This window comes from bacterium (assembly GCA_027622355.1).
Taxonomy (GTDB): Bacteria; UBA8248; UBA8248; order UBA8248; family UBA8248; genus JAQBZT01.
Map to the genome: position 1 here is coordinate 1 of JAQBZT010000056.1, position 12,059 is coordinate 12,059.

Here is a 12,059-nt window from a genome sequence, read left to right on the forward strand (position 1 = left end):
CGCAGGCCACGATGCCCTTCATGAGATAGGTGCCGCGCTCAAGAAGCGTTTCCGCCCCGGCGGGTCTGTTCCAGGACAAAAGAAAGATACCGGTGAAAAACAGCAAGGCCGCAGCTACGCACAAACGCTTCAAAGCATTCTCCTTCTATCGCTGTCCGAAGGGACAGGGGCCGAAAATTCCCGCAGGAGGACGCGGGAGAAAACGCAACATGCCGGGCTGACTTTGAAGAAACATACCTGATTTTCTTTTGCCCGGAAACCAAGGACAATCCCCCGAAAGCCAACGCTTGCGGGGCTTGAACCGCCGCGGAAAACCATTATGCTCGGGTTTCCGGTTATCTTCCCAAGGAGCCGCGCATGGTCCCCTTCGAGATCGCCCCCCTTGCGCTCAAGGCCCGCCTCGATGCGGGAGAGGAGATGATCCTCCTCGATGTGCGCGAGGCCGAAGAGCTCGCCCTCGCCCGCATCGAGGGCGCACTGCACATCCCGATGGAGGATGTTCCCTCGCGCACGGTGGAGATCGATGAGGAAATCCCCATCGTCGTCATCTGCCATCTCGGACAGCGGAGCGCTATGGTGACGCACTTTCTGCGGGGCCGTGATTTCGAGAACGTGATGAACCTCCGCGGCGGCATCGAAGCCTGGGCGCGCGAGGTGGACCCTTCGGTGGGAAGATACTGAGGGAGAACCGGGAAAACGGATTGCCGGCGGGGGCGCGTTCAGCCGGTGAGACGGCGGCGGAGCCCCTGAAAAGCGCCCATCGTCCAAAAAGCGAGCACAAACACCACCAGAAAATCGATCATCGTACTACTTCTCCATCTCGGAGAAAGCCGCCTCGTCCCGGAATTTCTTCTGTATCTCTTCCATCTCGGGCAGATGATCGAAGAAGGCGTCGAGCACCCGGGGGTCGAAATGGGTGCCCCGGCCCTCGCGCATGAGCTCAAAGGTATCGCGGTTGGAAAAGGCCTTCTTGTAGGGACGCTTGCTGGTCAGGGCGTCGAATACATCGGCCACCGTGCAGACGCGGCCCATGACGGGAATCTCGTCCCCGGCGCGGCCGAAGGGATAGCCCGAGCCGTCCCAGCGCTCGTGATGGGAAAGGGCAATCTCCTCGCCCGCCTGAAGCAGCTCCGAGCCCGACCCCTCCAGGATGCGCGCCCCGATGATGGTGTGCTTCTTCATGATCTTCCACTCGTCCTGATCGAGCTTGTCCGCCTTGAGCAGCTGATCGTCGGGAATGCCCAGCTTGCCGACATCGTGCATCGGGCTCGCGTGGAAGATCGTCTCGATTTCGTTCGGAGAAAGGCCGACGTGGCGGGCGATGGCAGCGCAGTAGTGGCCGAGCCGCTTGATGTGGGCGGCGGTGTCCTTGTCCTTGTATTCGGCGGCGATGGCGAGGCGCTGGATTGTCTCGAGGTGGGCACTGTGCGCCTTCCGCTGGGCGGAGGCCATGTCCTGCACCGCCTTTCGGAGCGCGCCGGTGCGCTGGTCGAGCTGCTCTTCAAGCTCGATGCGGTTTCGCTTGATCTCGTCCTGCGCCTCTTTCATCTGGATGAGAAAGGAGGTGCGCAACTGCAGTTCGAGTATATCCACCGGCTTGGAGATGAAGTCGTTGGCGCCCATCTGGATGGCGCGGATGCGGTCCTCGCGCTCGCTGAGAGCGGTCACCATGATGACGGGGATTTCCTTCGTCTCCGGATCCTGCCGGATCTGGCGCACGACCTCGAAGCCGTCAATCCCCGGCATGACGATATCGAGCAAAACAAGGTCCACCCCGAGCCGGAGCTGGGCCAGTGCGTCGAAGCCGTCGCGGGCCTCCTCAACCTGGTGGCCCATGTTCTCGACCATGGTGCGGAGCACCTGGCGGGTGCGGTGGTCGTCGTCAACGACGAGGATTCTTTTCGGGGCGGTCATCAGTAAATTTTCTCCCGCAGGTTGATGGATGAGAAATGGGCCTGGAGACGGCCCGACCGCACCCCCCCCATGCGGTTTTCTATCTGCTTGGCGCTAATGGCTGCCGGACTACTTCTTCATTCCTATCGGACAGCAAGCGGAAGACTTGAATGTTGCAGGGCGAAATAACACCGGAATCAGGGAATTTCAGGGATGGCTCAGGAAAAAGCGCGGACGATCTTCATGTGGAAATCGAGCGGCGGGGCCGAGCGGACGAGAGCGCTCGTCGAGATGTAGTCCACCCCGGAGGCCGCCACCTCGGCGAGACGATCGGGAGGGACGCCGGAGGCTTCGAGAATATAGGGCTTGCCGCTGCGGGCGGCGCTCCCCTTTTCGCGGGCCTGGCGGACGGCCTCCGCGAGGGTGGCCGTGTCCATGTTGTCGAGAAGAATCATGTGCACACGGCCATCGCCGAGCACCTGTGCGAGCTGATCGAGGGATTGCACCTCGATCTGGATATCCACCATGTAGCGGCGGCCCCAGCGGGCGTCGATGGCCGCCGGGATCGAACCCGCCGCGGCAATGTCGTTGTCCTTGATCATCTCGCCGTCGAACATGCCGAGGCGGTGGTTTTTCCCCCCGCCGATGCGCACGGCGTATTTCTCAAAATACGAAAGGCCGGGGCCTCCCTTCCGCGTATCGATCAACCCCTTGAATCCTTCCGGGAAATTTCCCAGCGCTGCGTGAACGATGGCCGTGTGCGTGGCGATCTCGGACATATAGGAAAGCAGGTTCAGCGCCGTGCGCTCGGCCTTGAGGAGGACGGTGGCCGGACCCTTCACGATGGCCAGAAGCTCGCCGCGCGTGAAGCGCTCCCCGTCTTCTTTTTCCCACTGAATCTCCGCCGGCGGCGACGGCGCCCCCAGCGCCAGCAGGCGCTGGGTTTCTTCAAAGATGGGCGCCAGGAAGGGGCTTCCCGCGAGGAGACCCTCCGACTTGGCTCGAATCTCGGCCTCGCAGCGGTCTTCTTTCTCAAGTTCCGAATGAAGGGGGGCGCCGCCGAAGTCATCGAGCAGCCATTCTCGCACCCGGGCCCGGAGGTCCACTGGGGAGGTCTCCCGTCGTTTGGCTAGACGATGGCCAGCATCCGCTCGATGGGCACCTTGGAGCGCGCGCTCATCGCGGGATCCACCGTTATCTCGTACTTCAGATCGCGGAGCGCGTCGCGGAGGTTGCGGAGCGTGTTCTGCTTCATGAAGGTGCAAATAGCCTCGGGGCTCGCGGGGATGAGCTCCTTGCCGGGCGCCGCCTTGGACATCGGATAAAGATTGCCCACCTCGGTGGCCATGATGATCGTTTGCTGGTGCACTTCGTTCACGAGCTTGACCATTCCCTGCGTCGAGCGGAACTGCAGCAGATCGTCCGGAACAAGACCCGAGGACACCTGACGCATGCAGGCGCTCGTGCAGCCGCACTCGGGATGCACGATGGTGGCGGCGTCGGGGTGGAGGCGCTGCTGCTCCTCGACATGGTGCGGGCGGATGCGCTCGTGCACATGGCAGGCGCCCATCATGAGCCAGAGCCTATCGAGCGAGTGGCCGTGCTTCTCGAGAAGCTTGGCGGCGTAGAAGCCGAGAAAGACGTCCGGAAGGAAGAGGATCGGCTGATCGGGCCGGGAGTGTTCCACCACATGGAGCAGTACCTTGGCCGCGTTGGCCGAGGCGCAACAGTAGTCGCTCTCGGCCTTCACCTCGATGTAGGTGTTGACGTAGCTGATGACGATGCCCTCGGGGTGATCGCGCTTCCACTCGCGGACCTTTTCCACGTCCGCGTGGGCGGCGAGGGAGCACATGGCGTCCAGCGAGGGGGCGAGCACTTTCTGGTGCGGCTTTTTCATCGCGGCGAGAATCTGGTTCATGAAGAGGACCGACGGCTCGACAAGCACGTCCTGATCCGATTCTGCGCCGGTGCGCGCCAGGAAGAGCGAATCCCCCACGGCGTCAGCCACGTCCTGGATGTCGCCAATGACATAGTTGTGGGCGAGAATGAGGGCGTTGCGCGTTTTCTTGAGGCGCAGGATCTCCTCCTTCAGCTGATCGCGCTCCTCGGGCGAGAGCGCATCGGGCTCGGCCTCCGCCGGGACCTCGGGGAGCTCGATATTCGGTCCCAGGTCCACCTGGTCCATCAGGAGGATCGCCTGCCGGGCGGGAAGGATGTCGCCCGCGGCGATATCTTCAAGCGTTCTCATCTCCATCTCATGCCTCTCTTGAGAAATTTCATCTGGATTCAGGCCCGCCCCCGAAAGCGCAAGGCAGACGGGGTCACAAAAACCCAGAAATCAAAGGACAATTCACTCTCTCCTCGGTCGGCGGCCAGAGAGTAGGGCATTCTTCCGAAATATCAGGGATTTCTCAAGTCCGGTTCGGACCCCTCCTCCGATACGGCCCTAAAACCCCCTCCTGCTCTCAAATCTAGGAGGTCTCCCGGAGATAGCAACCGTGCCCCGGATACCCTGTCCCCGCCCTTTGGTTGCCCTCCCGGGCGGTTCTGGAGTATGGATAACCCTTCTCTTTATTCTCATTTCCAGAGGAGAACGGCCTTGGCTGTGGTGCCCAACGAGACCAAGAAAAAGTGCTTAAGCGGAGAGATCACCCTCGGCGCGGGGGTGCGCCTCGCCCGCACGGCGGACATCGGCATGGCGATGAAGGCCTGCGGCTTCGACTGGCTCTTCATCGACACCGAGCACAGCACGCTCGATCTCGATCAGGCTTCGCTGATCTCCATCTCGGCCCTCGGCCAGGGGATCAGCCCCATCGTCCGCGTGCCGGGCCTCGATGGACACTCGATCTCGCGGACCCTCGACGGCGGCGCCCAGGGCATCGTCCTCCCTCACGTCAACAGTGCAGAAGAAGCCCGCGCCTTCGTGGAGCAGGGCCTCTTCCCCCCCGTGGGAAAGCGCAGCTCGGGCGGCCTCCCGCCCCAGACCCAGTATGAAGGGGCGCGCGGCCCCGAGATGCTCGAGGCCCTGAACCGCGAGACACTTCTCGTCGCCATGATCGAAACCCCCGAGGCGGGCGATGCGGCCGGCGCCATCGCGGCGATCGAGGGCATTGACGTGCTCCTCATCGGAACGAACGATCTGTGCCTCGGCATGGGAATTCCCGGAAAATTTGAGGATGCGCAGGTGAACCGCGTCTACGATCAGGTCATCAGCGCCTGCAAGAAACACGGCAAGACGCCCGGCATGGGCGGCGTCTACGTCCCCGAGATCATCGGCCGGCGGCTCGCCCAAGGGATGAAGTTCATCCTCTGCGGGAACGACCACGGCTTCATGATGTCGGGCGGCAAGGCGCAGACCGAAACCATTCGCAGCTTACAACCTTAGTTTTTTCGGACGGGAGGAAGCATGAAACTTCTCACTTACCAGGCAGAGGGCGCCCCCCGCGTTGCCGTCCTGACGGATGCGGGCGTGGAGGACGTGATCCCCGAAACGGGCGACGCCTGCGCGGTTATCGCCGCGGGCGGTACCCCCAAAACCAGCGGCAGCGCGAAACCGCTCGATTCGGTCAAGCTCCTCGCTCCCATTGCCCAGCTCAAGCGGCCCGTCATCGCGGTCGGCCTCAACTACAAGAAACACGCCGACGAGGGCGCCAGAAAGCGCGGCCGCCCGGTCGGGGTGTATCCGGAAATCCCCGTTTACTTCTGCAAGTGGCCGGGCTCGCACAACGGCCCGGACGGCAGCCTCATCTACCACAACGAGACGAAGGAGCTCGACTACGAGTGCGAACTCGTCATCGTCATCGGTAAAGGGGGAACCAACATTCCCCTGGACAGGGCCATGGACCATGTCTACGGCTACACCATCATGAACGAGGTCTCGGCCCGGGACGTGCAGGTGAAGCACGGCCAGTGGTTCAAGGGCAAGGCGCTCGACACGTTCGGCCCCCTCGGCCCCTGGATCGTCACCAAGGATGAGACCGGTGACGGGAACAACCTGGCCGTCACCAGCCGGGTCAACGGCGAGGCGCGTCAGAAGTCGAGCACCAACGACATGATCTTCGACATCGCGACGGTCGTCTCGGTCCTCTCGCAGGGCTTCTCCCTCAAGCCGGGCGATCTCATCGCCACCGGCACCCCCGAGGGCGTCGGCTTCGCCATGGACCCGCCGGGCCTGCTGAAGGTGGGTGATGTGGTCGAATGCGAGATCGAGAACATCGGCGTGCTGCGCAACCGGGTGGTCGCGCCCTAGGAGGCAGGCCGCCGGGCCGCTTCCGGAGAGAGCAGAATGAACCAGGAGCGGAAAATCGGCCGGAAGGATTTTTTCACCGAGGGGCCAAAGTCTTTTCTCCGGGCCTTTTTCGATGGAATGCGCGAGTCGGACAATCGGCGCTTCCCCCCCGATGATCTCAACGAGGGCCCGCTGCTGCGCCCGCCGGGGGCGGCGCCCGAGAAGGATTTTCTCTCCATCTGCACCGGCACGGGCGACTGTGCCCGGGCCTGCCCGGCCGAGGCCATCCTCATGTATCCCCGCACCGAGGGCGAGGACACCTTCGCCCTCCAGCCCGTCATCCGGGCGGCGGACTCTCCCTGCGTCGTGTGCGATGAGCTCGCCTGCATGAAGGCCTGCCCGACCGGCGCCCTCACCCTCGTGCCCCGCGAGTCGATCCGCATGGGACGCGCCGAAGTGCACCCGGACGAGTGCCTCGCCATCCTGGGGCAGGATGAAGATTGCCGCTTCTGCGTGGATCGCTGCCCGATCGGAGCCACGGCCATCCGCATCGAGAGCTGGGAGGGGAAGACCGGCCCCGTCGTGAAGGACGGCTGCGTCGGATGCGGGGTGTGCGAGTTCCACTGCCCGGTCTATCCGGGCGCCATCCGCGTCATTCCCTACGCCGGGCTTTGAAAATCTCTGCACCGCCTCCCGACAAGGCGTTTCTCCTCTGGGATGGCGCGTGCGGCTTCTGCAGATGGTGCGTCAGGTGGGTCGAGGCACGGGACCTCTCGGGCGCGATACACGCCCTGCCCTACCAGGAGTCTCCCTCTCCCCCGATGACGGATGCCCTCCGGACCGCCTGCGCGAAGGCGGTGCACCTTCTTCTTCCCGGGGGCGAGATGCGCTCGGCCGGAAGGGCGGTACTGGGCACGCTCTCGCTCCTCGGCTGGCGCAAGACGGCGGCTACGCTCTCCCTTCCGCCCCTCGTGTGGATGGTGGAGGCGCTCTATCGGCTCGCCGCGAAGAACCGATCGCTCCTCGGCCGTTTCTTCTCCGCGCGAGAAGAAGACTCTTCCGTGTCCTGAATTTCGATGGTGTGTGAAACCACAGGTAAAGGGGCTAGGTAAATTCCTCGCCCAGAATCTCGCGGATGAAGCGCTGAACCGCGATGGGGTAGTAGCGGATATTCGAGGTACGGACAACACCCGCGTCGGTGACTTCGCGCCGATCGAGATCATCGAGCACTTTCTCGACGATCCGGTCGGGGCTCAGTTCGTGGTGAACGACCTTCAGCCGATCGTTTTCGACGTTGAAATGCCCCGACACGACGTTGGGGAAAGCGAACACCCGGCCCACGAGATCGGAGTCCATCAGCTCGCGCTCGGAAAAGAGTTCTCCAAAAGTCTTTTGGACCTGCGTGGGGGACCAGACGAGCTTGGGGGAGACCATCAGCTGGCCCGAGATGTGGACCGAACCGGCCTGCGCTTCGGCCTCGGGGCCGAGGATATGGTAGGCCAGCTCATGATAGCCGGCGATGATCCCCGTATAGGGGCGCCGCAGGATCTGGATCCCCTCCACGATGCGCTTGTATTCGTCCCGGTGCTCGAAATCATCAAACATAGGAAAGCATTCTCCCTCTAAAAAGGGGGAAAAGATATAGCGGACAGGCAGTCCCGCGTTCAATCGCCGGAAGCCCCAGGATGCAGGAAAATCGAAGCCGGCGCTCTTTTTTTCTCTCCGGCGTTGCGATCTCCTAAATAAAGGACTACATTATCCGGTATTAGGGGCCCAACACGCCCCGGAGGGATTCACGCATGTACTTTTTCGCCAGCTGCCCGTTCAAGGACGAAACCCCGCAGGAGGAGGTGCGCTGTTTCGACACCGACTCCGCCATAATGAGCAGGCGCCCCCGGGACATGGTGGCGCGCTACTGCTTCGGGGAGTTCCGGGGCTGCCCCTACTACCAGATTCAGGGGACCCCCTCGCTGACCGGAGGGCGGGAGGGCATCTTCACGAACGGGAAAAAAGCCGCCGTCTCTGGAGGAGTGAAATGACCCCGCCCATCGCCACCTCTCCCGCCCGCAAGCCCGATTTCGCGGCGATGGACTTTGATCGCTCTCCCTTTCTCGTCATCTGGGAGGTGACGCAGGCCTGCTCGCTCGCCTGCCGCCACTGCCGCGCCGAGGCGTGCCCCGGCCGGCACATCGGGGAGTTGACCACCGCGGAGGGAAAGGTCCTCCTCGAAGAGACACGGAAATTCGGCCCGGTCCTCTTCGTCATCACGGGCGGGGACCCGCTCGAGCGGCCCGATATCTTCGAGTTGATCCGCCACGGCGCCGGCATCGGCCTGCGCATGACGATGACCCCGGCCGGAACCGCCATGATGACGCGCGAGCGCGTCGCCCAGATGAAGGAGGCCGGCCTCGTCCGCCTCGCCGTCAGCCTCGATGGCCACGACCGCGAGAGCCACGACAGCTTCCGCGGGGTGGACGGCAGCTTCGAGTGGACGATGAACTCCGTGCGCTACGCCCGCGAAATCGGCCTCGAGGTGCAGATCAACACCACCGTCACCCACTTCAACCGCAATCACATCGAGGACATCGCCAGGCTGCTCGCGGCGGAGGACATCGCCCTGTGGAGCGTCTTCTTCCTCGTTCCGGTGGGCCGGGGGATGCAGCACGACATGATCAGCCCCAAGGATCATGAGGAGGTTTTTCACCAGCTCGTCGATCTCGCGCGCGAGATGCCCTACGACATCAAGACCACCGCCGCCCAGCACTACCGCCGCGTGCTGATGCAGCGCACCGCCCTTGAGCGGATGCAAAACGGCAACGGAAACGGCGCCGCCAGGCCGCTCGGTGCGCCCGGCTTCACCGCCGTCCCGGGCCGCGCCGCCAAGGGGGTGAACGACGGGCAGGGCTTCGTCTTCATCAGCCACCGGGGCGCTATCATGCCGAGCGGCTTTCTCCCCATTCCGGCGGGAAACGTGAAAACGCAGAGCCTGATCGAAATCTACCGTGATTCAGAGATTTTCCGGGCACTGCGCAATCCGGCGGGCTTCAAGGGAAAGTGCGGCTACTGCGATTTCAATGATGTATGCGGCGGCTCGCGCTCGCGGGACTGGGCGGCCGGCGGCGACTACCTGGGAAGCGAAATCTCCTGCACCTACCGGCCCCCGCGGCCGGGGGGCAAGAGAAGCGCATCGAACACCTACCGCGGCCCCGAGGCCGAAGCGGGCAACCTCACCCGCGAGGAAGTCCTGGCCGCCCTTCGCGGCTGAAAAATCACCTTTCGAGATAGTGGAGCAGCCGATCCACCGCGTTCTTGGCGCTCGCGGCGCAGTCGGGCACGCCCACGCCGTGGTACGCGCTGCCCGCCACCGTCAGGCCCGGCAGCAGACCCAACCCCTCTTCAAGTTGCTTCATCCTCTCGATATGGCCGACGCGGTACTGCGGCATCGCGCTTGCGTAGCGCTCCAGCACCGCCAGCTCGGGCTCTCCTTCGAGTCCGAGCAGAGGGGTCAGCTCGAGCAGTACCTCGCGGATGACCTCGGTGTCGGGCAAAGAGAGCGCCTTCTCTCCCTGGGCGCCGCCCGTGAACGCGCGCAGGAGCACCTTCCCCTCCGGGGCACGCCCTTCGAATTTAGAACTAGAGAACGAACAGGCCATCAGGGTTCGCCCCTCGGCCGCGGGCACCACAAAACCCATCGCATCGAGCGGATGGGCCACCTGCGCTCTCCGGAAGAGCAGATTGAGCGTGACCACCGAACCGTAGCCGATCGCCTCCAGGTGCGGCACCAGCGCCGGGGCGGGCGCCGCGAACAGCTTCGCGGCCGCGGTGGCGGGAAGCGCCATCAGCACCGCGTCCGCCGCCTCCTCGCCGCCTCCCTCGATCCCGACAAGCCAGCGCGCCCCCTCGCGGCGCAAGGACTCGGCGCGCGCATTCAGCCGCCGCGCCCCCTCGGGCACCCTTTCGAGCAGCGCGTCGATCAGGGTCTCCATCCCGCCCATCAGGGACATGAAAAGCCCATAGCGCGGCCCGCTCGCCCCGGCTTCTTTTTTGCGCCCCGCCGCCGCGCGCATCCTGTGCCGCAGGGCAAGGATGACGCTCCGGTGATCGCGCTCCATCTCGAGAAACTGCGGCATGGTCGCCGCAAGGCTCAGCTCCTCGGGGTCGGCCGAGTAGATGCCGGCGATCATCGGCTGGGCCATCCGCACGAGGGCTTCCTTCCCAAACCTCCGCCGGACGAAGCTCGCGAGCGCCTCGTCCCCGGTTTCTTTCCGGCGCGGAAGAAACAAGTCCATCCCCATGCGGAGCTTTCCGGCGAGGCTGAAAATGGGCGTCGTCAGGAAGGGAAGAAAAGAAGACGGCGCGAGAAGATAGAAGCCCTCAGGGACGGGCATCAGTTTTCCGTTTTGCAGGACGAAGCTCCGCCGGTTTTCCGCCCGGGTGCCGATCAGCTGATCCTCGAGGCCCAGATCGCGGCAGAGCGCCAGCCCCTCGGGCTTGACCGAGAGAAAACAGTCCGGGCCTTTTTCCAGCACACAGCCCGCCTCGCGGATCGTCCCGATGTTGCCGCCGAAGCGGCCGGAGCCCTCGAGGAGGAGGACATCGAGCGGGAGGCTCCGCGCCCGGGCCGTCTCTTGCAGGCGGTAGGCCGCCGTCAGACCGGTGACGCCGCCGCCCAGGACGAGAACTTTTTTCCGGCCCGCCGCTGCGCTCAACCGCCGCCCTCCGCATGCCGCGCGGCCACGAGATCGGCGAGCATCGAGATGAACTCCGGGTGAAGCCCCACGGTTCCGGCCCGCTCGTAACCCATCCCGCACTCCCCGGCGGCTTCCTTCGCCTCGACGTCCAGATCGAAAATCACCTCGACGTGATCGCAGATGAACCCGATGGGCACGAGGACGACATCTTTCACGCCCTCTGCCGCCGCTTCCTGGATCACATCAATGACATCGGGCTCAAGCCAGGTGCCGGGAGGAACATCCGGGCTGCTCTGATAGCCCAACCCATAGACCTCCCGGCCGAGCGTCTCGGCCACCCGGGCCGCCGTGGCGGCGATCTGCGCCGCGTAGGGGGAGGCGTTGGCCATCGGAACCGGAATCGAATGGGCCGTGAAGATGAGCCGCGCCCGCTCGAATCGCTCGGCCCCCATGCGGCCGGCCGCCTCCCTTATCCGGCCCGCCGTCGCCCCGATGTAGTCAGGATGCTCGTACCAGGACATTTCGAGGAAATCCACTTCGGGCGCATTCCCCCCCAGGGCCTCGCGGCCCGCGCGCACCTCGCCGAGGTAGGCTTCCCAACTCACCTTGGCGCGGTGGGGGGCGAGTATCACGCCGAGCGCCTTGCGCCGCCCCGCCCGGTGCATCTCCTCGAGCGTCTCTTTGATGAACGGTGTCCAGAACCGGTAGCCGACGAACACCGGCACATGGATGAGACGCTGCTCAAGCGCGGTTTCGAGCGCCCCCGCCTGCTTCTGGGAGAAAAAGCTGTAGGGGGAAACCCCGCCGAAGTGGCCGTAGTGTTCGGCGACCTCGCGGATGCGCGCATCGCCCCCGGCCCGATCCCCTACGACATTGTGCACAAAACAAAAAGCCTCGCCGGGGCACTCCTCATACTTCCGGCAGCAGCCCCGCGCGGGGCCGCCGAAGCCGATCATCAGCACCGAGTCGAATGCATGCGCCATCAGCCGCTCCATTCGTGAACGAAATTCACCAGCATCTTGACGCGATCCACCTCGGTCATGGGAAAAACCCCGTGCCCGAGGTTGAAGATGTGGCCGGGGCGCCCCGCCGCCTGGCGCAGCACCTCTCCCGCCCGCTCCCGGATGTACTCCGGCGGGCCGAGCAGCACGCAGGGATCGAGATTGCCCTGCACCGCCGCCTCCCCCACCTGCGCCCAGGCCTCCCCGAGGCGGACCCGCCAGTCGAGCCCGATGACATCCCCGCCC

At 64.4% G+C, this 12,059-nt stretch carries 14 protein-coding genes; 7 read left to right on the top strand and 7 right to left on the bottom strand.

The genetic code is table 11. The features are described 5' to 3' along the window. Window positions 1-357: 357 nt before the first annotated feature. Window positions 358-681 carry a rhodanese-like domain-containing protein gene (locus tag O2807_05100; protein MDA0999880.1) on the top strand — a complete coding sequence of 108 codons (324 nt, stop codon included), beginning with the start codon at window positions 358-360 and terminating at the stop codon, window positions 679-681. Between the two features lie 126 nt (window positions 682-807). On the opposite strand, the gene O2807_05105 is transcribed toward O2807_05100, so the two are convergent. From O2807_05105 to O2807_05115, 3 genes are all read right to left on the bottom strand, one after another. After that, window positions 808-1,914, bottom strand: a complete 1,107-nt coding sequence (locus tag O2807_05105) for a response regulator (protein MDA0999881.1) — start codon at window positions 1,912-1,914, stop codon at window positions 808-810. 197 nt (window positions 1,915-2,111) lie between these two features. Next, complete coding sequence (gene nadC, locus O2807_05110) at window positions 2,112-2,999, bottom strand: carboxylating nicotinate-nucleotide diphosphorylase (GenBank protein ID MDA0999882.1); 888 nt, start codon at window positions 2,997-2,999, stop codon at window positions 2,112-2,114. 23 nt (window positions 3,000-3,022) lie between these two features. Next, the gene (locus tag O2807_05115; GenBank protein ID MDA0999883.1) at window positions 3,023-4,141 is read right to left on the bottom strand and encodes a quinolinate synthase; all 1,119 of its coding nucleotides are present in this window, start codon (window positions 4,139-4,141) and stop codon (window positions 3,023-3,025) included. A 357-nt stretch (window positions 4,142-4,498) separates the two neighbouring features. Here O2807_05115 and O2807_05120 point away from each other — a divergent pair, with 357 nt between their 5' ends. Genes O2807_05120 through O2807_05135 form a run of 4 tightly spaced genes read left to right on the top strand, consistent with a single transcriptional unit; the run spans window position 4,499 to window position 7,191 of the window. Next, window positions 4,499-5,278 (top strand): aldolase/citrate lyase family protein, encoded by a 780-nt coding sequence (locus O2807_05120; GenBank protein MDA0999884.1) that lies wholly within the window; start codon window positions 4,499-4,501, stop codon window positions 5,276-5,278. 21 nt (window positions 5,279-5,299) lie between these two features. Then, on the top strand, window positions 5,300-6,142 hold the full coding sequence (locus O2807_05125) for a fumarylacetoacetate hydrolase family protein (GenBank protein MDA0999885.1): 843 nt from the start codon (window positions 5,300-5,302) through the stop codon (window positions 6,140-6,142). 36 nt (window positions 6,143-6,178) lie between these two features. Beyond that, window positions 6,179-6,796: a 4Fe-4S dicluster domain-containing protein gene (locus O2807_05130; protein ID MDA0999886.1), complete on the top strand. Its 618-nt coding sequence runs from the start codon at window positions 6,179-6,181 to the stop codon at window positions 6,794-6,796. After that, window positions 6,793-7,191, top strand: a complete 399-nt coding sequence (locus tag O2807_05135; protein ID MDA0999887.1) for a DCC1-like thiol-disulfide oxidoreductase family protein — start codon at window positions 6,793-6,795, stop codon at window positions 7,189-7,191. The genes O2807_05130 and O2807_05135 overlap by 4 nt, the downstream gene beginning before the upstream one ends. 34 nt (window positions 7,192-7,225) lie before the next feature. Here the strand turns inward: O2807_05135 and O2807_05140 are convergent, their stop codons facing one another. Next, the gene (locus O2807_05140; GenBank protein MDA0999888.1) at window positions 7,226-7,726 is read right to left on the bottom strand and encodes a hypothetical protein; all 501 of its coding nucleotides are present in this window, start codon (window positions 7,724-7,726) and stop codon (window positions 7,226-7,228) included. 194 nt (window positions 7,727-7,920) lie between these two features. On the opposite strand from O2807_05140, the gene O2807_05145 reads away from it, so the two are divergent. Together O2807_05145 and O2807_05150 are read left to right on the top strand one after the other, a co-directional pair. Next, window positions 7,921-8,160, top strand: a complete 240-nt coding sequence (locus tag O2807_05145) for a hypothetical protein (protein MDA0999889.1) — start codon at window positions 7,921-7,923, stop codon at window positions 8,158-8,160. Beyond that, window positions 8,157-9,386, top strand: coding sequence for a TIGR04053 family radical SAM/SPASM domain-containing protein (locus O2807_05150; protein ID MDA0999890.1), 1,230 nt, complete (start codon window positions 8,157-8,159; stop codon window positions 9,384-9,386). The genes O2807_05145 and O2807_05150 overlap by 4 nt, the downstream gene beginning before the upstream one ends. 4 nt (window positions 9,387-9,390) lie before the next feature. Here the strand turns inward: O2807_05150 and hemG are convergent, their stop codons facing one another. From hemG to O2807_05165, 3 genes are all read right to left on the bottom strand, one after another. Next, entirely contained in the window at window positions 9,391-10,830 is a 1,440-nt protein-coding gene (hemG, locus tag O2807_05155; GenBank protein MDA0999891.1) for a protoporphyrinogen oxidase, read from the bottom strand. Next, window positions 10,827-11,795: a ferrochelatase gene (hemH, locus tag O2807_05160; GenBank protein ID MDA0999892.1), complete on the bottom strand. Its 969-nt coding sequence runs from the start codon at window positions 11,793-11,795 to the stop codon at window positions 10,827-10,829. The genes hemG and hemH overlap by 4 nt, the downstream gene beginning before the upstream one ends. Continuing rightward, window positions 11,795-12,059 (bottom strand): uroporphyrinogen decarboxylase (locus O2807_05165; GenBank protein ID MDA0999893.1); only part of this gene is annotated, 265 nt, incomplete at its 5' end. The genes O2807_05165 and hemH, both read right to left, overlap by 1 nt.

What these genes read in the sequence shown, in the direction of transcription:
- O2807_05100 (MDA0999880.1), top strand. Translation starts at nt 358, where the DNA reads ATGGTCCCCTTCGAGATCGCCCCCCTTGCGCTCAAGGCCCGCCTCGAT.
- O2807_05105 (MDA0999881.1), bottom strand. Translation starts at nt 1,914, where the DNA reads ATGACCGCCCCGAAAAGAATCCTCGTCGTTGACGACGACCACCGCACC.
- O2807_05115 (MDA0999883.1), bottom strand. Translation starts at nt 4,141, where the DNA reads ATGAGAACGCTTGAAGATATCGCCGCGGGCGACATCCTTCCCGCCCGG.
- O2807_05125 (MDA0999885.1), top strand. Translation starts at nt 5,300, where the DNA reads ATGAAACTTCTCACTTACCAGGCAGAGGGCGCCCCCCGCGTTGCCGTC.
- O2807_05130 (MDA0999886.1), top strand. Translation starts at nt 6,179, where the DNA reads ATGAACCAGGAGCGGAAAATCGGCCGGAAGGATTTTTTCACCGAGGGG.
- O2807_05140 (MDA0999888.1), bottom strand. Translation starts at nt 7,726, where the DNA reads ATGTTTGATGATTTCGAGCACCGGGACGAATACAAGCGCATCGTGGAG.
- O2807_05145 (MDA0999889.1), top strand. Translation starts at nt 7,921, where the DNA reads ATGTACTTTTTCGCCAGCTGCCCGTTCAAGGACGAAACCCCGCAGGAG.
- O2807_05150 (MDA0999890.1), top strand. Translation starts at nt 8,157, where the DNA reads ATGACCCCGCCCATCGCCACCTCTCCCGCCCGCAAGCCCGATTTCGCG.
- hemH (MDA0999892.1), bottom strand. Translation starts at nt 11,795, where the DNA reads ATGGCGCATGCATTCGACTCGGTGCTGATGATCGGCTTCGGCGGCCCC.